This is a genomic window from Enterobacter soli (assembly GCF_964208575.1).
In the GTDB taxonomy this organism is placed as follows: Bacteria; Pseudomonadota; Gammaproteobacteria; order Enterobacterales; family Enterobacteriaceae; genus Enterobacter; species Enterobacter soli_A.
In genome coordinates, this window is record NZ_CAXOFU010000009.1 from 121,277 (window position 1) to 145,206 (window position 23,930).

The window sequence follows — 23,930 nt, forward strand, 5'->3', positions numbered from 1 at the left end:
ATAATGAGAATTGAAGATTATTTTATATAAAGTAAAGCAGATGTATTTTTAAGGTTGCATTCAAGAAATCAAATAATATCCTGTTTGTATGCGGAAACGCCTTTTTTTCAGAAAAATAAATTTTTTTTGGTTAAAAATGCTAAATCTAAGCTGTAGCAAAAAATTTTAATTAAGGTAATTTTCACGCATGGCTTTTAACATAATATTACAAACGATCAATTGCTGATCAGTGCGCATTTGTTCTGTGTATTCTCATTTTTTCAGAATAAAAATTAGTTACAGAGGGGATATCGGGAAAATTATCCCGAGACTTATTCAATAAAAATTGATCAAACATTGATCAATCTCTCACTTTTAAATTTCTGCTGAAACTAATAGATTGGTCATTATTTTCTTTGCAAACCAAAATGAGTTAATTTTGTTATATTTTTGTGAAACCGATGACATATATTACGCCGCTCTCCTCACCTGCGGGGCGTAGACGTTAAAAAATAAATGATCTACTATTTATGAAATTCAATGTTTTCGATGAATTGAATTTTCTCATAATAATCATATTCAGGTTATTAATTGAGCCCGCAGATATCCCCTCTTTTTCTGAGGAAATATCATCTGTCAGGGCCAAACACATGGATTGTCACATTGGGATGGACTCTTTTTATTCTATGAGGTCGCGTCTCCAACTCTTAATACCCTCAATGGGTGACGCCTTTCGATTCCTTATAGCGGTTAAATAACCTGGTACAACATATCTATATCTGTTTAATTTACAGAGGAAAGGTCATTTTCAAATGAAACTCAAAAATGTGGCGTTGGCCATTGCGGCAACGGGCCTGCTTTTATCTGCTCAACCGGTACTGGCGGGCAGTGATTCTGGCGTAGACACCTCCCTGGATACCGGGGCAGGAACTCAGGGTACCGGCGGCGTGATTAATTTCACCGGCAAAATTACGCTGGTTTCCTGCGATATTACGCCTGCGTCTAAGAGCAAAACGGTCGATCTCGGTGCCTGGGCGAAAAACTATTTTGACGAGCACAATGAAACGACACCGCGTGAATTTAAAATCAACGTTGAGAATTGTCCTCCTGCCGTGCAAAAGGTAGCCGTGCTGTTTGATGGCACCAAAGATAGTTCTGACGATACGCTGCTGCAGGTCACGCCGGGTGACGGCATGGCGTCCGGCGTTGGCGTGAAGCTCTATAACAGCAATCGTAGCACCGTCATTAAGCCGGGCACGGTATCAGAGACAACCACACCTAATGACGGAGATGCGGAATTAACTTTTTACGCCGCGCTGTCAAAAGATGGTTCAGAAGTTGCTGCCGGTGATGTGAATTCCGTTTCCAACTTCCTGATGGTCTACAACTAATTTCCTTTGTTTAGCCACCTCCAGAGATAATAGTGATGAAGCCTTTATCGTATATTATGCTCACTGCATTTATGATCAATTCTGCGTCAGCGTTTGCCGGCGTTGTTATGGGCGGTACACGGATCGTATACCCTCAGCACAGCAAGGAGGTGGCATTTTCTGTTGCAAATAAGGAAAGCGCGACCCCCTATCTTATTCAGTCCTGGGTTGAGGGTGATAAACAGACTGAAAATCACGCTGCACCATTTATTGTTACGCCTCCGCTGTTTCGACTCGACCCCGATCAGATAAATACGCTGCGTATTCAGTATACCGGCGCGCCGCTGCCAACCGATCGTGAATCGGTATTTTGGCTCGATATTAAAGCTATCGCGCCAAAGCCCAAAGAGAGCAGCAACGAATTACAGATTAACGTTAAATCGAAATTTAAAATTTTCTACCGACCCGAAAATCTGAAAGGCGATGCGGCGACGGCCTGGCAAAAAATTACCTTTACGCGCACGGCAAAAGGGGTGAAAGCCACGAACCCAACGGCCTATTACGTCTCTTTTTTCCAGCTGAATGTGGCAGGACATAATATCGACCAGCCGGGCATGATTGGCCCTGGAGAGTCGCGCGAGTGGCCGGTCGCGGGCAACGGTAGCGTCAGCTGGTCGGCGATTAATGATTTCGGCGCTATCACCTCCACGCACGTCCAGCCGCTGTAAGATGATGGCTTTCCGCCTGTCTCGCTATGCGATTTTACCCGTGCTGTGGCTCAGCCTGAGCCGCACGGGGCTAGCGGATGATTATTTCGATCCTGCGGCGCTGGAACTCTCTTCGTCTGATCAGAAAACGGCGGATCTGCACTATTTCTCGCAGAAGGGCGGCCAGATGCCCGGCACCTGGACGGTGACGCTGGAGATCAACGGGCGCGAGGAGCGGCAGGAGGAGATGACCTTCGTCGCGGAGAAGGACGGCCTGCAGCCGGTGTTTAACGTGCCGCTGCTGGAGGCCATCGGGGTGAACGTCAGCGCGATCCCCGCGTTCTCGCGGCTGCACGACGGCGAAACCTTTACCCATCTCGCCGACTTTATCCCGGCGGCGCGCTCTACCTATGATTTCAACCTGCAGCGCCTGTACATCAGCCTGCCACAGGCGGCGATGAAAAACCGCAGCCGCGGCTACGTTCCGCCCTCGCAGTGGGATGATGGCATTCCGGCCGCGTTTGTGGATTACAGCCTGTCGGGGGCGTCGGCCCATCGGGAAGACGGCGATACTACTTCAAGCTACCTGAGCCTGCGTAACGGCATGAACCTGGGGCCGTGGCGGCTTCGCAACACCTCGGCCTGGAGCCACAGCGAGGCCGGCGGCGACAGGTTCCAGTCACAGAGCACCTGGCTGACGCGCGATATCCGCAGCCTCAGCAGCCAGCTGCGCGTGGGGGATGCCTGGACCGCTGGCGACGTGTTCGACAGCGTGGCGTTTCGCGGGGTTCAGCTTGCCTCAAACGAGAGCATGCTGCCCGACAGCCAGCGCGGCTTCGCACCCACCATTCGCGGCGTGGCCCACAGTTTTGCCAAAGTCTCCGTTTCGCAAAACGGCTATGTGATTTATGAAACCTGGGTTGCCGCCGGGCCTTTCGTGATTAACGATCTCTTCCCCGGCGCGCAGAGCGGCGATTTACAGGTAACCATCACGGAAAGCGACGGCTCGAAGCGCGTTTTTACCCAGCCCTTCTCCGCCGTGCCGTTTATGCGCCGCGAGGGCAGCGTGAAATACAGCCTCAACGCCGGGCGTTTTCATTCCGGGACGGAGGGCACCCGCGAGCCCGATTTTGTTGAAGGCGCCTTCTTTTACGGCATTGCCTCGCGGACAACGGTTTACGGGGGGATCCGCGGGTCGGACAACTACCACGCCGCCGCGCTGGGCGTGGGCCAGGGGTTTGGCCTGTTTGGCTCGCTGGGCATTGACGATACGGTGGCAAAAAGCCGCTTGCCGGACGGCAGGCGGGCGATAGGGCAGGCGTGGCGGGTTCAGTATCAAAAGAACTTCAGCACCACCGGAACCGCATTCAATCTGGCGAGCTATCGCTATGCTTCCGGAAACTATTACGAATTCAGCGAGCTGAACCAGTCAGACCCTCAGCAGCTCCGCCTCAACAACCGCCGCAGCCGCTCGCAGGTCACCTTCTCCCAGACGCTTGGCCGGCTCGGCAGCCTGAGCGTTTCCGCCTGGATGCAGGATTACTGGCACACCCGCGGGCAGGACAAAACCATTCACGTGGGCTGGTACTCCAGCTGGCGGGGGATCTCCTGGGGGATGGGCTATTACTACACCGATTCCGCCCTCGAACGTAACCCTGAGCGTACCCTGTCGTTTAACATCACCGTCCCGCTGAGTAAATGGCTGCCGGACAGCTCGGTCAGCTATTTTACCAACCACAACAACCGGGGGATGTCGACTCAGCAGATGTCGCTCAACGGCACCGCGCTCGCCAACCGTAACCTCAATTACTCCGTTCAGCAGAGCGTCGCCCGCGAGGGGCAAAATGACAGCACCAGCCTGGCGATGCAATACAACGGCGGCTACGGAAACGTCAGCCTCGGCTATGACCACAGCCGCAGCGGCAATAACGTCAGCCTCGGGTTAGCGGGGGGCGTCATCGCCACGCAGTATGGGGTCACGCTGAGCCAGCCGCTGGGGGATACCGTCGCCCTGCTGCGGGTGCCCGGGGCGGCGAACGTTGAGCCGGAAGGTTATAGCGGCATTCATACCGACAGCCGCGGCTACGCGGTCATGCCTTCCCTGTCAGCCTATCGCAAGAATACGGTCAATCTGAACACGGCAACGCTGGGCGAAAATGCCGACGTTGAACAGAGCGGGCTGACCCTGATCCCGACCAGCGGCGCGGTGGTGCTGGCCAATTACAAAACGCACATCGGCTATCGCGTGCTGTTTTCCCTCCGCTATCGCGGCAGGCCGCTGCCGTTTGGCGCGGAGGTGGAAATTGCCGAGCACAACCGCAGCGCCGCAAACCGAAGCATGGTCGCGGACGGCGGTCAGGCCTACGTGAGCGGGGTGCCAGAGCGCGGTACGCTGCGCGCAAGCTGGTATGAGGACGGGGAGCCGCGCCAGTGTCAGTCACCTTTCAGGCTTGGGTCGGCCCACATGGCGCCCGGTATCGCTACGCTCGTCCTTGAGTGCCATTAGAGGAATTATTCATGCGTCATATGTTGAAATGGATTGTTTACCTGGGCCTGCTCTCCCTGTTCGGCACGCTGAGCTTCCACGCCCACGCGCAGACGTCTCCCTGCCGCACCACGCGGGAACAGTGGGTCGTTCAGGTGCCATACGCCATTGGCTTTGCCCCCGGCACGCCGGACTGGACGCCGATTACAGCGCCGATACAGACCTCGGACACGGAGCTGTACAGCTGCGAGGGAGGAAGTGACGCCTGGCGCAGCATTGGGTTTGTCGAAACGGACAGCCCCGTTGGCAGCGTCGTGGGGGAAGACGGCGCGTCGCGCCATGTCTACAAAACGCAAATCGACGGTATCGGCTACGCGATGGGATTCCGCGAGCAGCAATACTGCGGCGCGGACGCGGTGCGTTACATTGACGGGACGAGCCCGGTGAGCGGCAACGAGTCCCGGCGCATTTGCGATGCGTCGCAGGACCCGGCTTTTGCCAGCGCCTCAACGTACAAGATGCAGTTCTACCTCGTGTTCTACAAAATACCGACCACTAACCCTATGCCCAACGATAACGCCAACTCGCAGGAGCAAATCACGGGGTCGATAGTGCTGCAGGCGGGCGACAGCGCGGCGAGTGCAACGAACGTGGCAACCCCGGTGCAGATCCATCTCGCCAGCTTCACGGTCAAGCGAACCAGCTGCATGGTCGGCTCTCGCAGCATTCTCGTGCCCATGGGCACGGTGAGCCAGAATGAGTTTCACGGCATCGGCTCGCGCGCCGGAAGCGGACACTTCACTATTCCGGTCACCTGTGAGAACAACACGGCGGTTAAGATGGGCTTCTTTGGCGATACCACGCCCGCCAATGCGCAAGCGCTGGCGCTGACGAAGCAGCAGGATGGCGCCAGCGGCGTCGGCATCGAGCTGGTTTACGGTGAGAACACCGGTTCGGCTCAGGGGCAGACGGTTGAGTGGAATACGCCGCAGGTACCGGTGCTGGGACAGGTGGGCGACAGCCAGACGCAGACCTTCGGGTTTGATGCGCGCTACATTCAGACGGAAGAAAAGGTGGTGGCGGGGAAAGCGGACGCGATGGCGACGTTTAACCTGGTTTACAACTAACCCCCTGCCGGGGCGGCAGGGGGATCGCTTTAGAAGGCGGTCTTACAAAAGCCCGTCATCTCTTTCAGGCCCATTTCGCGGCCCAGCTCGGTCATCGGGTGAACCACGACCAGACCGCGCACGCTCTTCTTCAGCTTGCCCATGTCGGCCTGTTCTTTTTTGGTGATCGCGCGGCGGTGCGGCATGTTCATCAGCTTTTGCGCTTCTTTGCTCAGCTTCTGGCCTTTCACTTCACGCAGGCGCTCGATTTCGGTTTCCAGCGTGGCGGCTTCTTTTTCCAGCTCGGCATACTTCTCGGCGGAATCGACCAACGAGAGGCCTGCCATCTGGTGGCGGATCAGATCGAGACGGTCGCTCAGGCGTTTAATTTCGTTCTTTTCGACTTCTTTCATGACAAATAACTCTGAAAACGGGGGATTTACAGGGAAGGATACACCAATGTGCGCGGGCTTACTTCTGAAACGCTTTTTTTAAGCTGATTCGGGAAATCAGCTCAGTCAGGGAAAGGACCATGGTTGAGCGAACAACCTGCTGATAGCGCAGCTTTTGCATCGCGTACAGCTCGGGATCGCTGTTATCAAAATGGGGTGCCGGAGGAAGGGCGGTGACGCAGTGCAGCTCGCCGAAGGGCCCCAGAATCTCATCATCGGTAAAGGCGTATTCGTTACCGTCATGATTCAACTCTTCGCGCAGGGCCATTAACAGCTCCGCGTCTTCGTACTCGGGCCTGCTGAGCACGCCAAGACCGTATATCAGCTTCAGACGCACCGACAAATCGCCCAGCGGTCCGTCGCCGTCAAGTAACGGTTCAACGGCATACTTTACGGCGTAATCGTCTTTGCGAAACACCTGAAGCACCAGGATATTCACCGCCTCGGTTAATAGCTCGACGGCGGCAATCAGGAAGCTTCGTACGGTTTTGCCAGCATTCAGACGCTCAAGCACACGATTTTCAAAGGCCTGGGTTTGTTCCATTATTGCCTGCATATCTGACAATCTGTTATCTGGGCGCAGGATAACCTGCGCCGCACTCTGCATCATTTGGTTGCGTTGTATGCGTTAACCGCCTCCACAACCACATCACTGTTGGCTTCCAGACCTGAGATCTGCGCCAGCGCCGCCTGCGGGCCTTTGCTGTCAATCAGCTCTGCCAGCTCGATGGCCTGCGGGTCTTGCTCGCTGCGATAGTGCATGGCAGCCGCAATCCCTTTCACCAGGTTAGCGTGCGGCAGGCCGTATTCCAGCGTACCCAGCAGAGGTTTGATCAGGCGATCGCCCGCGCTCAGCTTGCGCAGCGGCTGACGACCCACGCGCTCAACGTCATCTTTCAGATACGGGTTTTCAAAACGACCGAGGATTTTCTGGATGTATGCCGCATGTTTGTCAGCATCAAAACCGTAGCGTTTGATCAGCACCGCGCCGCTCTCTTCCATTGCACCTTTCACCACCGCGCGGATGTTCTCATCAAGGATTGCATCGCGAATGGTCTGATGACCGGCCAATTTTCCGAGGTACGCGGTTATAGCATGACCGGTGTTCAGCGTGAAGAGTTTACGTTCGACAAATGCCATCAGGTTATCAGTTAATTCCATGCCCGGAATGGTCGGCAGCGCGCCTTTAAACTGGGTCTTGTCGACGATCCACTCGCTGAAGGTTTCAACGGTGACTTCCAGCGGGTCGTTGGTGGCGGATTCTGACGGCGGAACGATGCGGTCAACGGCGGAATCCACAAAGCCGACGTGCGCTTCAACCCAGGCTTTGTCTTCGTCCGCGACGGCGGCCATCACGTGGCCTTTCAGCTGCGTCGTGCCGCGCACCATGTTTTCACAGGCGATGATGTTCAGCGGGGTTTCAACGCCCTGCGCTTTACGTTTTGCCAGGCCTTTCGCCACGGCGGGCGCGATGCGCTCAAGCACGACCGGGCCGACGGCGGTGGTCACCAGATCGACGCTGGCGATCAGGTCAACGACGTCGTCGCCAATGCTGCTGACCGCGTTCACGCCGGACACGGTTTCAACCTGTTCGTTTTCGCCCACCACGTGAACCTGATAGCTATGACGGGCATTCAGGGCGTCGAGCACCACCTGGTTCACATCGGCGAATGTCAGCGTAATGCCCGCGTCCGCCAGCAGTTTGCCGATAAAGCCACGACCGATATTACCTGCGCCAAAATGTAATGCTTTCATAGTGTTACCTTTATCAATGTTTTTACCCGAGAGGGCTGGGGTGAGGAACCGCGTGAATTTCCCCTCACCCTAGCCCTCTCCCCGGAGGGAGAGGGAAGAGCATAAATTATTTGTTCAGCAGCGCCAGAACTTCTTCCACGCTGGTGGTGTTGGCCAGACGCTCGATGACGGTGTCGTCGTCCAGGGCGTTGGTCAGGCTGGTAATCACCTGGATGTGCTCGTTGTTGCGAGCGGCGATACCAATCACCAGGCGGGCGATGTCGTCTTCTTCTTCACCGAAGCGCACACCCTGCGGATACTGGCAGAACACGACGCCGGTTTTCAGCACGCGGTCTTTCGCTTCAACCGTACCGTGCGGCACCGCGATAGATTCGCCCAGGTAGGTTGGGGTCAACTTTTCACGTTCCAGCATCGCTTCAACATACTCAGGCTGAACGTAACCGCCTTTCACCAGCTGCTCACCCGCGAAGCGAATCGCCTCTTCTTTATTGGTCGCGGTGCGGCCGAGGAAGATGTTCTCCGCGCCCAGCTTGAACAGATGCGCGTTGCTCTCGTCGAAGCTGTCCTGCAGGCTGGTACGCACTTTCACTTCGTTATCTTCATGACGCTGCGCGGCAACCAGACGTTCGGTCAGGCTGGTGTACAGGCCGCTGTCGAGGAAGTTGGTCAGCGAAATGTGCTGTGCCTGTGGCACCTGGCGCATCGCACGTTCGGTCAGATCGCGGTGCGTGATAACCAGGTCGACATCCGGCGGCAGGCTGTTGATGGCGCTGTTGGTCACAGAGATGTTGGTCAGACCCGCATCCTGCACTTTCTTACGCAGCACGCCTGCACCCATTGCGCTTGAACCCATACCGGCGTCGCAGGCAACGATGATTTTACGCACGTGGCTCAGGTCGTTAGACACATCGCCCGCAGCCAGAGGGGTTGCTGCACCTTTGGATTCTGCTTTCATATCCTGCATACGACGGGTCGCTGCTTCGATATCGTCTTCTTCTTTCACTTTGCTGGTTTTCAGCAGGATAGAAGAGACAACGAAGGAGACCGCCATAGCCGCGAAGATTGCCGCGATGTTGGCGAAGTAAGCGCCTTTCGGCGTCATCGCCAGTACCGCCAGGATAGAGCCCGGAGACGCCGGAGACACCAGACCGCCGCCCAGCACGCTCAGGGTGAACACGCCGGTCATACCGCCGAGGATAACGGCCAGGATCAGACGTGGGTTCATCAGCACGTACGGGAAGTAAATTTCGTGGATACCGCCCAGGAAGTGGATGATAGCCGCACCGCCAGCAGACTGTTTCGCGCTACCGCGACCGAAGAAGATGTACGCCAGCAGAACGCCCATCCCCGGGCCTGGGTTCGCTTCAATCAGGAAGAAGATAGACTTGCCGAGGTCATGGGACTGCTGAATGCCCAGCGGCGAGAAGATACCGTGGTTGATGGCGTTGTTGAGGAACAGGATTTTCGCCGGTTCAACAAAGATAGACGCCAGCGGCAGCATGTCGTGCGCAACCATGAAGTTAACGCCTGCTGCCAGAATTTTGGACAGCACTTCAACCGCCGGGCCAATGCCGAGGAAGGCCAGAATCGCCAGGATCATACCGATGATGCCAGCGGAGAAGTTGTTCACCAGCATTTCGAAGCCGGATTTGATTTTACCATCAACCCAGACGTCGAATTTCTTGATTGCCCAGCCGCCCAGAGGACCGGCAATCATGGCGCCGAGGAACATTGGCATATCAGCACCCACGATAACGCCCATGGTGGTGATAGCACCCACCACGCCGCCGCGGTCACCGCCGACCAGACGACCACCGGTATAACCGATGAGCAGCGGCAGGAGATAAGTGATCATAGGGCCAACGAGCTTCGCCAGCGTTTCGTTTGGCAACCACCCTGTCGGAATAAACAATGCAGTGATGATACCCCACGCGATAAACGCGCCGATATTTGGCATCACCATGTTGCTGAGGAAACGACCAAAGCTTTGAACTTTGATCTTGAAATCGGATGACATAAAACACCCCTTCTTATGTTTACGCTTAGGCTTACTGCCCGAGGTTTATCGTTAATGTGCGGCGGCAGAGGTAGCCGGGCCCTGTTCATGCTGTGAAATCTGGCACTGAATCGTTCAACTGTCCAGACAGCGAAAATTTGTGTGATCTCAGTCACGTAAATGTAGGGGGTAGGGCATTTAATGAAGTGATCTGCATCACAAAACTAATGTACAAAAATAAATCAATGGGCATAAAAGCGGCAAAAGTCAGGGTGATTTGTGATTGTTATCACATTTCATTGCTGCCATTTTGTTTCTGTAATGTGACTGCATTCACAAAATATTTTTATGCGGATTTCTCTGGATGTGATCCCCGGCAAATTCTGTCTTGCGGTGGCGCGCCAGGATGATGTTGAGGTGACATCAAATGCTAAAAAAATACTCACCGAGTGTGGTATGGCAAAAAACGAAATCCTGGATTACGCTCATTATGTAAGGTTAAGTCTATTATTATTCAGGATATATTTTGACACGCTTATAAACTTGCATGGAGATATAATTAAAAACCATACTCCCCGGCTCTGAAATAAATAAGCGCAACCCTTGCGCTTATTATGAATTAATTTGGTTGCTTACCATTTTATTTAATTAATGAGTTGACGTTGTTTGAGTGAGGAAAATATGTTTCTCAACTATTTTGCGCTGGGCGTATTAATCTTCGTGTTCCTGGTTCTGTTTTACGGGGTCATCGCGATTCACGACATTCCCTATAATATGGCGAAAAAACGTAACCATCCCCATGCCGATGCTATTCATACGGCGGGGTGGATTAGCCTGTTTACGCTCCATGCCATTTGGCCGTTTTTATGGATTTGGGCAACCCTGTACAGAGAAGACCGCGGCTGGGGGATGCAGAACCACATCACCCGACCTGATGAGGTCCCCGGGATGGATGCCCTGTCCCGGCGCGTGGCCGAACTGGAACAAAAGCTGGCTGCGGTAGATCCCACCGCCGATAAGAATACGTCGGAGCGTTAATCATGGATTTGCTGATTATTTTGACCTATGTGGCTTTTGCCTGGGCGATTTTTAAAATATTCCGTATTCCGGTCAACCAGTGGACGCTCGCCACCGCTACTTTAGGCGGCGTATTTATTGTGGCCGGACTCATCTTATTGATGAACTATAACCATCCGTATACCTTTACGGCGCAAAAAGCGGTTATTTCTATTCCAATAACACCTCAGGTTACAGGTGTCGTAACGGAAGTGACGGATAAAAATAACCAGCTCATTAAAAAAGGCGAAGTGTTATTTAAACTTGATCCAGGCCGCTACCAGGCGCGCGTCGACAGACTGCAGGCTGACCTGGTGACCGCCACGCATAATATCGACAACCTGAAGGCCCAGCTTTCAGAAGCGGTGGCCAATACCACCCGGGTCTCCGCGGAACGCGACCGCCTGTTTAAGGACTATCAGCGCTACCTGAAGGGCAGCCAGGCGAAGGTGAACCCGTTCTCTGAAAGCGATATCGACAACGCCCGGCAGAACTATCTGGCGCAGGACGCGATGGTCAAAGGCTCTGTTGCCGAACAGACGCAGATCCAAAGCCAGCTAGACAGTATGGTCAACGGCGAGCAGTCGCAGATTGCGTCCCTGCGCGCCCAGCTTGCCGAGGCCAAATACAATCTGGATCAGACCGTGGTGCGCGCGCCAAGCAACGGCTATATCACCCAGGTGCTGATCCGCCCGGGGACTTACGCCGCCGCGCTGCCGCTGCGTCCGGTGATGGTGTTTATCCCAGAGCAGAAGCGCCAGATTGTGGCGCAGTTCCGCCAGAACTCGCTGCTGCGCCTGAAGCCGGGAGATGAAGCCGAAGTGGTGTTCAACGCCCTGCCGGGGCAGGTGTTCTCCGGTAAGCTCACCAGCATTTTGCCGGTGGTGCCCGGCGGTTCGTATCAGGCTCAGGGGGCGTTGCAGTCCCTGACGGTGGTGCCGGGAACGGACGGGGTAATTGGTACTATCGAGCTTGACCCGAACGCCGACGTGGACGCGTTGCCAGACGGTATTTACGCACAGGTGGCGGTCTATTCCGACCACTTCGCCCACGTGTCGGTGATGCGTAAGGTGCTGCTGCGCATGACCAGCTGGATGCACTATCTCTACCTCGATCACTAATCTATTCAGGGCAGGAATGCGATACGCATACCTGCCTTTTTTTCTCGCTTGATCCATACTCTGCTCTTTGTGGGCATTAAGGATCAGGTCATGAAACTCATCGGCAGCTACACCAGTCCCTTTGTACGTAAAATTTCGATTCTCCTGCTGGAAAAGGGCATTGCGTTCGAATTCGTCAATGAACAACCCTACAACGCTGAAAACGGCGTGGCGCAGTTCAACCCGCTGGGAAAAGTCCCGGCGCTGGTCACCGATGAAGGCGAATGCTGGTTCGACTCTCCCATTATTGCCGAATACATCGAACTGCTGGGCGTCGCGCCCGCCATGTTGCCCGCCGACCCAAAGGCCGCGCTGGAGATCAAACAGATTGAAGCCCTGGCCGACGGCATTATGGACGCCGCATTGACGTCCGTGCGCGAGCAGGCAAGACCGGCGGCACAGCAGTCGGAAACGGAGCTGCTGCGCCAGCGGGAAAAAATCAGCCGCAGCCTGGACATGTGCGAGCAGCTTATAAAGGAAGGCAAAATTCTCACCGACAGCCTCAATCTGGGGACAATTGCCATCGCCTGCGCGATTGGCTATCTCAATTTCCGTCGCGTGTCGCCGGGCTGGTGCGTCGAACGCCCGCTGCTGGTCAAGCTTGCCGAGACCCTGTTCCAGCGCGAAAGCTTTGCCCAGACTGAACCGCCAAAGGCTTGATTCGGGTTATAACACTTCGCGGCAGGAGGTTGTACAATCCCTCTTCACGTCGACTCCCTCTCCCGTCGGGAGGGGGGATGATACTTAATTGCCAGGCACTTTCATGACAACGCATCTTTCTCTCTACAGCCATATCCCCGCGACCGATCGTCTGCTTCGTGATCCCCACGTCCTCACCGTGCTGGAAAAGTACGGCCATCGCGCAACGGTGGATACCCTGCGTGCGCTCCAGGAAGAGGCCCGGAAACATATTCAGACGGCAAATGCGCTACCGGCGTGGTCGGCAAATTGGGGGCAGGAAGTTGAGCGTCGGCTGGACGCGAATGCGCAAAGCGCGCTGCGCCCGGTGCTGAACCTGACGGGCACGGTGCTGCACACCAACCTGGGCCGCGCCCAGCAGGCGGAAGAGGCCATCGACGCCGTGGTGCAGGCGATGCGCGCCCCGGTGACCCTGGAGTACGATCTTGACGGTGCCGGGCGCGGTCATCGCGATCGCGCGCTGGCAGACATTCTTTGTCAGCTGACCGGCGCAGAAGATGCCTGCATTGTGAATAACAACGCCGCGGCGGTGCTGCTGATGCTGGCGGCAACGGCAGGCGGCAAAGAGGTGGTGGTGTCGCGCGGGGAGCTGGTGGAGATTGGCGGCGCGTTTCGCATTCCCGACGTGATGCGCCAGGCCGGCTGCACCCTGCACGAAGTGGGCACCACCAACCGCACCCACGCGAAGGACTACCGCGCGGCGGTGAATGAAAACACCGCGCTGCTGATGAAAGTCCACACCAGCAACTACCAGATTGAAGGTTTCACCAAAACGGTTGAAGAGGCCGAGCTGGCCGAGATTGGCCGCGAGCTCAACGTCCCGGTGATTGCCGACCTGGGCAGCGGCTCGCTGGTGGATCTGAGCCAGTACGGCCTGCCGAAAGAGCCGATGCCGCAGGAGATGATTGCCGCGGGCGTCAGCCTGGTGAGCTTCTCCGGCGACAAGCTGCTGGGCGGGCCGCAGGCGGGCATTATTGTCGGCAAGCGCGAGCTGATAGCTAAGCTTCAGCAGCATCCGCTCAAGCGCGCGCTGCGTGCCGACAAAATGACGCTCTCAGCGCTGGAGGCCACGCTGCGCCTGTATCTCCACCCGGAGAAGCTGGCCGAGCGCCTGCCGACGCTGCGCATGCTGGCGCGGGATGCCGCGTCTGTCCGGGCGCAGGGCGAACGGCTGCTGCCGCAGATTGCCCCGCACTTCCCTGAGTTTGATGTCCGCGTCGAGGCGTGCCAGTCGCAGATTGGCAGCGGTTCGCTGCCGGTGGACAGGCTGCCCAGCGAAGCCTTGACGTTTACCCCGCGCGACGGGCGCGGCAGCCGGCTTGAGGCGCTATCGTCACGCTTACGCGCGCTGCCCGTGCCGGTTATCGGACGCATTTACGACGGCCGTATGTGGCTGGATCTACGCTGCCTTGAAGATGAAGCGCGGTTTCTGGAGATGATGTCGAAATGATTATTGCCACCGCCGGTCACGTTGACCACGGCAAAACTACCCTCCTTCAGGCCATTACCGGCGTGAATGCCGACAGGCTGCCGGAAGAGAAAAAACGGGGCATGACCATCGATCTGGGCTATGCCTACTGGCCGCAGCCGGACGGTCGCGTGCTGGGGTTTATCGACGTGCCCGGACACGAAAAGTTTCTCGCCAACATGCTGGCGGGCGTGGGCGGTATCGACCACGCGCTGCTGGTGGTGGCGTGCGATGACGGCGTGATGGCGCAAACCCGCGAGCATCTCGCCATTTTACAGCTGACCGGCAACCCGCAGCTGACGGTCGCCCTGACCAAAGCCGACCGCGTGGACGACGCGCGCGTTGAGGCAGTGCGGGAAGAGGTGCAGGCCACCCTGCGCGAATTCGGCTTTGCCGATGCGCCGCTGTTCGTGACCGTCGCGACGCAGGGGACGGGCATCGATGCCCTGCGCGAGCATCTGCAGCACCTGACCTCCCGCGAGCAGGCCAGCCACCATCGTTTTCGCCTGGCGCTCGATCGCGCGTTCACCGTCAAAGGTGCGGGGCTGGTGGTCACCGGAACGGCACTGAGCGGCGAAGTGCGCGTGGGCGACACCCTGTGGCTGACGGGCGTCAACGCGCCCATGCGCGTGCGCGCGCTTCACGCGCAAAATCAGCCGGTTGAGCAGGCGCATGCCGGGCAGCGCATCGCGCTGAACATCGCCGGGGATGCGGAAAAAGAGCAGCTCAAGCGCGGCGACTGGCTGCTTTCAGACGCGCCGCCGGAGCCTTCAGAGCGCGTGATTGTCGCTCTGCAAACGCATACACCCTTGACCCAGTGGCAACCGCTGCACATTCACCATGCCGCCAGCCACGTCACCGGGCGCGTGTCGCTGCTGGAAGGATCGCTGGCGGAGCTGGTGCTGGACACCCCTTTGTGGCTGGTGGATAACGACCGCCTGGTGCTGCGGGATATCTCCGCCAGAATCACCCTTGCCGGGGCGCGCGTGGTTACCCTGAATCCGCCGCGTCGCGGCAAACGTAAGCCAGAGTATCTGCAGTGGCTGGCCGGACTGGCCGAGGCGAAGGATGACGCCGCCGCGCTGGCCGCGCATCTCGATCGCGGCGCGGTCGATCTGGCGGACTTTGCCTGGGCGCGTCAGCTGAGCGGCGAAGGTTTGCGTCAGCTGACGCAGGAGCCGGGCTTTATCCAGGCCGGAGACAGCCTGCTCAACGCGCCGGTTGCCGCCCAGTGGCAGCGCAAGGTATTGAGCACGCTCGCCACGTACCACGCGCAGCATCAGGACGAGCCGGGCCCGGGCCGCGAGCGCTTGCGCCGCATGGCGCTGCCGATGGAAAACGAGGCGCTGGTGCTGCTGCTTATCGAAAACATGCGCGCCAGCGGCGTGATTCAAAGCCACCACGGCTGGCTGCATCTGCCGGATCACAAGGCCGGATTTACCCCAGAGCAAGAGGCGTTATGGCAGAAAGCCGCGCCGCTGTTTGGCGACGAGCCCTGGTGGGTTCGGGATCTGGCGCGCGAAACGGGCACGGACGAGCAGACCATGCGTCAGGTGCTGCGTCACGCGGCGCAGCAGGGGCTGATAGCGGCGATCGTCAAAGATCGTTATTACCGTAACGATCGCATCGTGGCGTTCGCGAATATGATCCGCGAGCTGGATCGTGAGCGCGGTTCCACCTGCGCCGCCGACTTCCGCGATCGCCTGAACGTGGGGCGCAAGCTGGCGATTCAGATTCTGGAATATTTCAACCGCATCGGTTTTACCCGCCGTCGCGGTAACGATCATCTGCTGCGCGACGCGAAGTTATTCCCCTAAGCGCTGCGGGCACAAGGCTGTCTGTGCCGCAGAAACGAAGCCTCCGCCGCGGGAATCCGTGACAGGGCTCGTAAACCGGTGACCGGCTGGCGAGAAAATAGCCAGCCGCGGCTACCCTTGTTGTATACCAACAGCAAGGAGAAGGTCATGACAAACAATCCTCCCTCATCGCGCGTTCAGCCGGGCGAGTATGGTTTTCCTCTCAGACTGAAACCCCGGTATGACAACTTTATCGGCGGCGACTGGGTCGCCCCCGTTGACGGCGAATACTATACGAACCTGACGCCCGTTACGGGCCAGCCGCTGTGCGACATCGCCAGCTCGGGCAGGCGGGACATCGATCTGGCGCTGGATGCGGCGCACAAGGTGAAGGACAAATGGGGGCAGACCTCCGTGCAGGATCGCGCCGCCATATTGTTCAAAATCGCCGACCGCATGGAGCAGAATCTGGAGCTGCTGGCGACGGCGGAAACCTGGGATAACGGCAAGCCGATCCGTGAAACCCTGGCGGCGGATGTGCCGCTGGCGATTGACCACTTCCGCTATTTTGCCTCCTGTATTCGCGCCCAGGAGGGCGGGATCAGCGAAGTCGACAGCGATACCGTGGCTTACCATTTCCACGAGCCGCTGGGCGTGGTCGGGCAAATTATTCCGTGGAACTTCCCGCTGCTGATGGCGAGCTGGAAGATGGCGCCCGCGCTGGCGGCGGGCAACTGCGTGGTGCTCAAGCCCGCGCGCTTAACGCCGCTGTCGGTGCTGCTGCTGATGGAAGTCATCGGCGACCTGCTGCCGCCGGGCGTGGTGAACGTGGTTAACGGCGCCGGGGGAGAAATCGGTGAATATCTGGCGACCTCAAAGCGCATCGCCAAAGTGGCCTTTACCGGCTCCACGGAAGTGGGCCAGCAAATCATGCAGTACGCGACGCAGAACATCATTCCGGTGACGCTGGAGCTGGGCGGCAAATCGCCGAACATTTTCTTCGCCGACGTGATGAATGAAGAAGACGCCTTCTTTGATAAAGCGCTGGAAGGGTTTGCGCTGTTCGCCTTCAACCAGGGGGAAGTCTGTACCTGCCCAAGCCGGGCGCTGGTGCAGGAGTCCATCTACGAGCGCTTTATGGAGCGCGCGATCCGCCGCGTAGAGGCGATTCGCAGCGGCAACCCGCTCGACAGCGTCACCCAGATGGGCGCGCAGGTGTCCCACGGGCAGCTGGAAACCATCCTTAACTACATTGATATCGGCAAGAAAGAGGGGGCAGACGTTCTGACCGGCGGGCGGCGTAAAGCGCTGGCGGGCGATCTCAGCGAGGGCTATTACCTTGAGCCCACCATTCTGTTCGGCAAGAACAACATGCGCGTTTTCCAGGAGGAGATTTTTGGCCCGGTGCTGGCGGTGACCACCTTCAAAACGATGGAGGAGGCGCTGGAGCTTGCAAACGACACCCAGTACGGCCTGGGGGCGGGTGTCTGGAGCCGTAACGGCAATCTGGCCTACAAAATGGGGCGCGGCATTCAGGCCGGGCGCGTGTGGACGAACTGCTACCACGCCTATCCGGCCCACGCGGCGTTTGGCGGCTACAAGCAGTCGGGCATTGGCCGCGAAACGCACAAGATGATGCTGGAACACTACCAGCAGACGAAGTGCCTGCTGGTGAGCTACTCCGACAAGCCTCTCGGGCTGTTTTAACGCAGACTCTCAGGTCGCTCGCTGAAGGGCGGCCTGAGCAATCTGGTGACGCAGGCAGTTCAGCACCGCATCCAGAACATACTGCACGCGCCAGGGCTGGTATTCGCGCTTGCGGAATATCGCCGTGAGATCGAGCCACCACTCCTCCTGGTGCGGGAAGCAGGGCACCAGCATTCCCTGCGTTAACTCTTTTTGCAGGCTCTCTTTTGGCGCAAAAACAATCCCAAGATTATTTCGCGCGAGCTCGAGGGCGGTTTGCGTATTGTCGCAAATATAATTTCCCGTCACTTTATAATCGCGTACGTCTTCCGTTCCATGCACCCGAAAACGCCAGATATTGGCATCGTCGACCAGCATTGAGTCTATTAATATACACGAATGGTTGATTAAATCTTCCGGGCCGCTAATAGGGTGCTGGCTTAAATACTCTTTGGTCGCAAACGCCGTTACGGAATATTTTGTTAAAACGCTGGCAACCAGACTTTCATCTTTAGGTTGCGCATAGGTAATTAAAATATCGCAGTCGTCAGGGAAGGACACGCCGTCGGCAAATTCATTGCGGTCGAGATTATAGGTTTTAAGGGACAGGCGAATGTCGCCCGGCTCTTCAATCCTGTGAATAACATGGCGAGCAAGATAGGTGACAATACCCGTTGGCGCGTAGATGGTCACTTTACCGCGCTTTTCGTGCTTGTAGTCGGCAATAAAATTAATGAGTTGGCTATTTTTATCCAGCGAAGCATTCACGTACGGGAGTAATGCCTCGCCGAACTGCGTAAGGGCAAGCTGGCGCGTGGTTCGCTCAAAAACCTTGAGCCCGACCCGCGTTTCAAAATCCGATAAGTATTTGCTGACGTTGGCCTGCGCCATGCCTAATAGCGCAGCGGCGTCGCCAATACTTCGCGTGGCGGCGATGACGGAGATAATTTTTAACTCGCGCGGTTTTAACTGTAGGTTATTCATCATGCACGCCCATCTATATGATTTTATATATAATATTATATAAACTGCTTTGTTGCATGGGTAAATTTGTAACCATTATTATGCGCTTCGCTTGTTTGGCGTATAAATGGATTGCACAGAATGACTATTAATAAAAATTTACTCATCGCTGCCACATTATTAGCATCAACATCTGCTATGGCCGGTGGATTATCACTTGGTGCGGGTGCGGTATTTAATGAGTCGCCTTACAAAGGGTATAACCAAAATACCACCGCAGTGCCGTTAATCAGCTACGAAGGCGATAATTTCTATATTCGTCAGACGACGGGTGGATGGATCCTGTGGAAAGATGAAAAAAACGAGTTAAGCCTGACCGCATCCTGGATGCCGCTGCACTTCGATCCCGATGATAACGACGACCACCAGATGAAGCACCTCGACGAGCGTAAGGCGTCTGCATTCCTGGGCGGCGCATACTATCGTCACGAGCGTTGGGGTAGCCTGAAGTTTGCGCTCGCGGGTGACGCCATGGACGAAAGCGGCGGGATGACCGGCGAAATCTCCTATTTCCGCCCAATCCGCATGGAACGCCTGACGCTGACCCCGTCCGTGGGCGTTTTCTATAGCGACGAAAGCTACAACGATTACTACTACGGCGTATCCCACAGCGAATCGCGCCGTACCGGGCTGGATCAATACAGCGCGGGTGACAGCTGGACGCCATACGTCGGCCTCGCAGCAAAATACCAGCTGACGCAAAATCTTTTCCTGAACGCGAGCGCGGTTTACACCGTATTGCCTGACGACGTGAAGAACAGCCCAATGATCGACCGCGACGACAGCTTCGCGCTGATGACGGGCGTCACCTGGCGTTTCTGACGGGGTAAAACTGTCCCCACGGAAGGGGGCAGCCTCTTTTTAGCCGGGTGGCGGCTTCGCCTGACCCGGCCTACGAATAAAGTCCCTTTGTGCGTGCCTGGCTCCTATCCGCCTTATATCTCCTCAAGCCAAATCCGTATTTCGCCTCTGGCATTCGGCCAGATAGGGTGGCAATTGGCACAAATCTGGGGATTTTCCCCTGTTTGATCAAAGCGCTGGCGAGGCTCTCTCTGGCACTCTGCATTTTTTACGCACGGACGGGGTAGAGAGATGAACCGGTTTATTGTTGCTGATTCGGCAAAGTGCATTGGCTGTCGCACCTGCGAAGTGGCCTGCGTGGTGTCGCATCAGGAAAAGCAGGACAGCGCCGCCGTGTCTGCCGCGGCGTTCTCTTCCCGGATCAAGGTAATAAAGGGCGGAGCGTTCACCACGGCGGTGGCCTGCCATCAGTGCGAAGATGCCCCCTGCGCGAACGTCTGCCCGACTCAGGCTATTCGTCAGTCTTCCGGCGTCTGGCTGGTTGAACAGGCGCGGTGCATTGGCTGTAAAAGCTGTATGGTGGCGTGCCCGTTCGGGGCGATGCAGGTGACCGCGGTGGCGCAGCGTGCCCAGGCGTTGAAATGCGATTTATGCTCCCATCGCGATGGCGGGCCGGCCTGCGTTGCGGCCTGCCCGACTCATGCGCTGAGCTGTGTTGATCCCGCCAGACTGCGCGGCGAACGTCTGCGTAATCTGGCGTAATCGTTACTGTCCCGCTTCACGCCAGGCGAGTTCAATCTCTTCGGCAAGAATTTTCACGCCGGCTTCAATTTTATCCGGATCGGGAACGTAGTTCATGCGCATGCACTGGTGCGTGTGCGGCCAGGGTTTATCCAGCCCCGGGAAGAAGTAGTCGCCCGGCACCATCAGCACCCCGCGCTTTTTCAGACGCTGATAGAGCAGCTCGGTCGAAATCGGCAGATCCTTGAACCACAGCCAGAGGAAAATGGCGCCTTCGGGTTTGTGGATCAGGCAGCGTTCTTCCGGTAAATAGCGGCGAAGGATCGCAATCGTGTCCTGAACGCGCTGATAGTAAAACGGTTTAATCACTTCGTTCGACAGGCGCAGCAGGTCGTTGCGTTTGATCATTTCGCACATCATTGCCGGGCCGATCCCGCCAGGAGAAAGGCTGATAATGCCGTTCATGTTGGTGATGGCGGTGATGATTTTTTCATTGGCGATGATGATGCCGCAGCGGCTGCCCGGCAGGCCCAGCTTGGAGAGGCTCATGCACAGGACGATGTTCGGATTCCACAGCGGGCGGGCCTCGCTGAAGATAATGCCCGGGAACGGGACGCCGTAGGCATTATCGATAACCAGCGGGATGCCGTGCTGATTGGCCAGCGCGTCCAGCTTCATCAGCTCGTCGTCGGTGATCACATTGCCGGTCGGGTTGGTCGGGCGCGACACGCAGATCATGCCGGTCTCTTCGCCAATGTGCAGGTGTTCAAAGTCGACGTGATATTTGAACTGGCCTTCTGGCAGCAGCTCGATGTTCGGGCGCGCGGAGACGAACAGATCTTCCTCAAGGCCGGAATCGGCATAGCCGATATACTCTGGGGCCAGCGGGAACAGCACTTTTTTGGTGCTGCCATCGGCGCGACGTCCTGCAAAGAGGTTAAACAAGTAGAAAAACGCGCTCTGACTGCCGTTTGTCAGTGCAATATTCTGTGGCTCGATATCCCAGCCCAGCTCCTCACGCAGCATGTTTGCCAGCAGAGCCAGCAGCTCGGTTTTGCCCTGAGGGCCATCGTAATTGCAAAGCGCATCGGTCGCTTTGCCGTTTTCCAGCATGTGGGCCAGCAGGGTCTGAAAATACTCGGTCATCTCCGGGATTTGCGCCGGATTTCCGCCGCCGAGCATGATTGCGCCTGGCGTGCGCAACCCATCGTTGAGATCTTCCATCAGGCGGGTAATGCCTGAATGGCGGGTAAATTTGTCGCCGAAAAGTGAAAACGTCATAGCAGGTGATCTGTCGGGCTTATTTTGAGAGTGGGTAACCATAACGCTAGCATCGTGCGGGTGCAAATCGAGAGGTGCGGTCTGGTTTGTTGTTTTATTCGGCAGGTTTGCAGTTGTGTAGTTGATTGTTCTGGAAAACGATCCTCTCCCCGGCGGGGAGAGGGTCAGGATGATGGGATTACGGGTTCCCTGCCCACACAACCATGACTTTATCGCCTTTGTGCTCGCGCACAAATCCGTACCCCTCTTTCAGGGAAAGCGTGGTTTGTTTGCCTTCTCCAATCGCCGGGTGGCGGGCGCGGAACTGCCCCAGAAGCTGCCAGTGGGCGACGGTTGAAGCCTGCTTGCCTGCAACGTCCTGCCAGTTCATGTCCGAGCGCGTTCCCTGCAGCGGGTCAGAGCCGGTTGGGCCAAACGGCCGTTCGGATTCATCGCCGTAATAGATCTGCACGCTGCCGGGTGCCAGCAGCAGCAGTTCGGCGGCGCGCGAGCCCCCCTCACGGAACAAGCGCGTGTCGTGTGAAGAGAGATAGCTCAGGACGTTGAAGCTTTGCAGTTTTTCCGCCATCTGCTGCCAGGTTAAGTCGATATCCGCCAGACAATCGACGGCTTTTGCCGCCTGTTCCTGATAATCAAAGTTGATCATCGCGTCGAAGCCGTGGCGATAGTAATCGCTTTGCATCACGCCGTGCCCCCAGGATTCGCCGGTCATCCAGAACGGGGCGTTATCGAGCTTTTTGTCCGGGTTGGCCGCTTTCCACGCGGCCAGAGCCTGTCCAGCCCGATCCTTCAGCTGCTGCCACGCGTCGAGCTCGACATGTTTGGCGGTATCGACGCGGAAACCGTCGATGCCGTAGTCCCGCACCCATTGGCTGAGCCAGTGGGTTAGATAATCGCGCGGCGTGAAGCCGGAGATCGCGCGTGCGTGGGTGTCGGGCTTGTGCTGATAAAAGTTAGGCAGGCCGGACGGGACGGTGGATTCGGTTTTCAGATCCGGTAAAAACGCCAGCGACATGGTTAAATCGTCAAAGCCGGGGTTGTCGTAATCGCCGATGTCCGTGCGGACCCACTTCTTGCCCCACCATTTTTCCCAGGCGGCTTTATCGCTGAAATTAATGTAGTCGTTAAAGCTATGCCAGCTTTGGCCCGCGCCCGGTTTCCAGTCGGTCCAGCGTTCGCCAAGCGTCTTTTTCAGCTCGTCGCCGTGCAGATAGAGCGCGCCAAACTGGTATTCCTGCATATCCGCGAGCGTGGCGTAGCCGGTGTGGTTCATGACGACATCAAACAGGACGCGAATGCCGCGCTTGTGGGCTTCATCAACCAGCTGGCGTAAATCGTCTTCGCTGCCCATATTGGCGTCCAGCTTCGTCCAGTCCTGGGTGTAGTAGCCGTGATAGGCGTAGTGAGGGAAATCGCCTTTCGTGCCGCCGCCCACCCAGCCGTGGATTTGCTCCAGCGGAGAGCTGATCCACAGCGCGTTCACGCCGAGCTGCTGCAAATAGTCGAGCTTGCCGGTAAGCCCCTTGAGATCGCCGCCGTGGAAGGTGCCAATCTCCTGCATGCCATCTTTATGACGGCCATAGCTATTGTCGTTTGTCGGATCGCCGTTCACGTAGCGATCGGTCAGCACGAAATACACCGTGGCGTTTTGCCAGCTAAAGGGGGCGGGTTTGTCGGTTTCGGCGCGTTCCAGCAGCAGTAAGCCGTTGCTGCTGGCGGCGGGCTGGAGGGTGATTTTCCCCTGCTGCACGGTGGCGGTCTGCTTGCTGTAGAAGTCGCGCACCACGCTGCCTTCCGGGAAGGTGCTGCTGACGTCAAGGGTCAGCGGTTTTCCGTCCCATTTTGGGCACTGGCGGGTGACGTTCGCGACCGGCCGGGTTTCCGCGCTCTGGATCGTCAGCATCAGCGTCGGCGTGCCGGAGCGCGTATCAACGCGCATCTGGTAATCACCATCGCGGAAGAGGCGCCACTGCGGCGGTGTGCCTTCGCAGGGCGTTAACGACAGCATTTCGTTGAGTTTGATCGCCTCAGAAGTCTGCCAGCACGCGTTGTCAAAACTCAGCGTGAGGGGACGAGTACCCTTCGTCAGCTTTGCCTGGCTGGTAAATATCCCGGTGCCTTCGGCATTGAATGCGTTAAACCCCGGGGATGACCAGCCTGCATGCGCCAGTGCGGGCAACATCAAAAAAGCTAATGCGGTACGTTTCATTCCGTATTCCTGTCGCGGCATTTTTGACCAGTTTGCCACCGTGGGAAGACAAGAAACTCCTCCCCCGATGCTTTCTGCAAGGATGATGCGTGAGGATGAGTGATCCCGCGCAAAATTAGGCAGTTATCTGCGATAACGCACACAAATTTTCAGAAATGAC

At 56.9% G+C, this 23,930-nt stretch carries 19 protein-coding genes; 12 read left to right on the forward strand and 7 right to left on the reverse strand.

All coding sequences use genetic code 11. From position 1 onward, the window contains the following. Nucleotides 1-791: 791 nt before the first annotated feature. From AB6V08_RS11630 to AB6V08_RS11645, 4 genes are read left to right on the forward strand one after another with little or no spacing between them, the layout of a single operon-like run. Nucleotides 792-1,370 (forward strand): fimbrial protein, encoded by a 579-nt coding sequence (locus tag AB6V08_RS11630; RefSeq protein WP_368542791.1) that lies wholly within the window; start codon nucleotides 792-794, stop codon nucleotides 1,368-1,370. 32 nt (nucleotides 1,371-1,402) lie between these two features. Further along, nucleotides 1,403-2,077: a molecular chaperone gene (locus AB6V08_RS11635; RefSeq protein ID WP_368542792.1), complete on the forward strand. Its 675-nt coding sequence runs from the start codon at nucleotides 1,403-1,405 to the stop codon at nucleotides 2,075-2,077. A gap of 1 nt (nucleotide 2,078) precedes the next feature. Beyond that, a complete protein-coding gene (locus AB6V08_RS11640; protein ID WP_368542793.1) occupies nucleotides 2,079-4,562 on the forward strand; it encodes a fimbria/pilus outer membrane usher protein in 2,484 nt (827 codons plus the stop codon). Between the two features lie 11 nt (nucleotides 4,563-4,573). Beyond that, a complete protein-coding gene (locus AB6V08_RS11645) occupies nucleotides 4,574-5,668 on the forward strand; it encodes a fimbrial protein (protein WP_368542794.1) in 1,095 nt (364 codons plus the stop codon). Between the two features lie 29 nt (nucleotides 5,669-5,697). Here the strand turns inward: AB6V08_RS11645 and AB6V08_RS11650 are convergent, their stop codons facing one another. The 4 genes from AB6V08_RS11650 to AB6V08_RS11665 all read right to left on the reverse strand — a co-directional run bounded on the left by AB6V08_RS11650 (nucleotide 5,698) and on the right by AB6V08_RS11665 (nucleotide 9,871). Then, nucleotides 5,698-6,060: a YibL family ribosome-associated protein gene (locus tag AB6V08_RS11650; protein ID WP_010436679.1), complete on the reverse strand. Its 363-nt coding sequence runs from the start codon at nucleotides 6,058-6,060 to the stop codon at nucleotides 5,698-5,700. 58 nt (nucleotides 6,061-6,118) lie between these two features. Continuing rightward, nucleotides 6,119-6,709, reverse strand: a complete 591-nt coding sequence (gene mtlR / locus AB6V08_RS11655) for a mannitol operon repressor MtlR (RefSeq protein WP_368542795.1) — start codon at nucleotides 6,707-6,709, stop codon at nucleotides 6,119-6,121. Next, a complete protein-coding gene (gene mtlD, locus AB6V08_RS11660; protein ID WP_368542796.1) occupies nucleotides 6,706-7,854 on the reverse strand; it encodes a mannitol-1-phosphate 5-dehydrogenase in 1,149 nt (382 codons plus the stop codon). Before mtlD ends, mtlR begins: the two co-directional genes overlap by 4 nt. Nucleotides 7,855-7,960: 106 nt before the next feature. After that, complete coding sequence (locus AB6V08_RS11665) at nucleotides 7,961-9,871, reverse strand: PTS mannitol transporter subunit IICBA (RefSeq protein ID WP_368542797.1); 1,911 nt, start codon at nucleotides 9,869-9,871, stop codon at nucleotides 7,961-7,963. A gap of 660 nt (nucleotides 9,872-10,531) precedes the next feature. Between AB6V08_RS11665 and AB6V08_RS11670 the strand changes: the two genes are divergently transcribed. The 6 genes from AB6V08_RS11670 to aldB all read left to right on the forward strand — a co-directional run bounded on the left by AB6V08_RS11670 (nucleotide 10,532) and on the right by aldB (nucleotide 17,736). Continuing rightward, nucleotides 10,532-10,888, forward strand: coding sequence for a DUF3302 domain-containing protein (locus AB6V08_RS11670; protein WP_368542798.1), 357 nt, complete (start codon nucleotides 10,532-10,534; stop codon nucleotides 10,886-10,888). A gap of 2 nt (nucleotides 10,889-10,890) precedes the next feature. Then, nucleotides 10,891-12,027: an HlyD family secretion protein gene (locus AB6V08_RS11675; protein ID WP_368542799.1), complete on the forward strand. Its 1,137-nt coding sequence runs from the start codon at nucleotides 10,891-10,893 to the stop codon at nucleotides 12,025-12,027. A 90-nt stretch (nucleotides 12,028-12,117) separates the two neighbouring features. After that, on the forward strand, nucleotides 12,118-12,726 hold the full coding sequence (locus AB6V08_RS11680) for a glutathione S-transferase (protein ID WP_368542800.1): 609 nt from the start codon (nucleotides 12,118-12,120) through the stop codon (nucleotides 12,724-12,726). A 103-nt stretch (nucleotides 12,727-12,829) separates the two neighbouring features. Next, entirely contained in the window at nucleotides 12,830-14,215 is a 1,386-nt protein-coding gene (gene selA, locus AB6V08_RS11685; protein WP_368542801.1) for an L-seryl-tRNA(Sec) selenium transferase, read from the forward strand. After that, nucleotides 14,212-16,050, forward strand: coding sequence for a selenocysteine-specific translation elongation factor (selB, locus tag AB6V08_RS11690; protein ID WP_368542802.1), 1,839 nt, complete (start codon nucleotides 14,212-14,214; stop codon nucleotides 16,048-16,050). Before selA ends, selB begins: the two co-directional genes overlap by 4 nt. Before the next feature lie 147 nt (nucleotides 16,051-16,197). Next, nucleotides 16,198-17,736, forward strand: coding sequence for an aldehyde dehydrogenase AldB (aldB, locus tag AB6V08_RS11695; protein ID WP_368542803.1), 1,539 nt, complete (start codon nucleotides 16,198-16,200; stop codon nucleotides 17,734-17,736). Between the two features lie 9 nt (nucleotides 17,737-17,745). On the opposite strand, the gene AB6V08_RS11700 is transcribed toward aldB, so the two are convergent. Next, entirely contained in the window at nucleotides 17,746-18,702 is a 957-nt protein-coding gene (locus tag AB6V08_RS11700) for a LysR family transcriptional regulator (RefSeq protein WP_368542804.1), read from the reverse strand. Between the two features lie 117 nt (nucleotides 18,703-18,819). On the opposite strand from AB6V08_RS11700, the gene AB6V08_RS11705 reads away from it, so the two are divergent. Together AB6V08_RS11705 and AB6V08_RS11710 are read left to right on the forward strand one after the other, a co-directional pair. Then, nucleotides 18,820-19,560 carry a MipA/OmpV family protein gene (locus AB6V08_RS11705; RefSeq protein ID WP_368542805.1) on the forward strand — a complete coding sequence of 247 codons (741 nt, stop codon included), beginning with the start codon at nucleotides 18,820-18,822 and terminating at the stop codon, nucleotides 19,558-19,560. Between the two features lie 270 nt (nucleotides 19,561-19,830). After that, on the forward strand, nucleotides 19,831-20,301 hold the full coding sequence (locus tag AB6V08_RS11710) for a 4Fe-4S dicluster domain-containing protein (protein WP_368542806.1): 471 nt from the start codon (nucleotides 19,831-19,833) through the stop codon (nucleotides 20,299-20,301). A gap of 3 nt (nucleotides 20,302-20,304) precedes the next feature. Here the strand turns inward: AB6V08_RS11710 and avtA are convergent, their stop codons facing one another. Next, complete coding sequence (gene avtA, locus AB6V08_RS11715) at nucleotides 20,305-21,561, reverse strand: valine--pyruvate transaminase (RefSeq protein ID WP_368542807.1); 1,257 nt, start codon at nucleotides 21,559-21,561, stop codon at nucleotides 20,305-20,307. A gap of 178 nt (nucleotides 21,562-21,739) precedes the next feature. Further along, the gene (locus AB6V08_RS11720) at nucleotides 21,740-23,770 is read right to left on the reverse strand and encodes an alpha-amylase (protein ID WP_368542808.1); all 2,031 of its coding nucleotides are present in this window, start codon (nucleotides 23,768-23,770) and stop codon (nucleotides 21,740-21,742) included. Nucleotides 23,771-23,930: the final 160 nt, after the last annotated feature.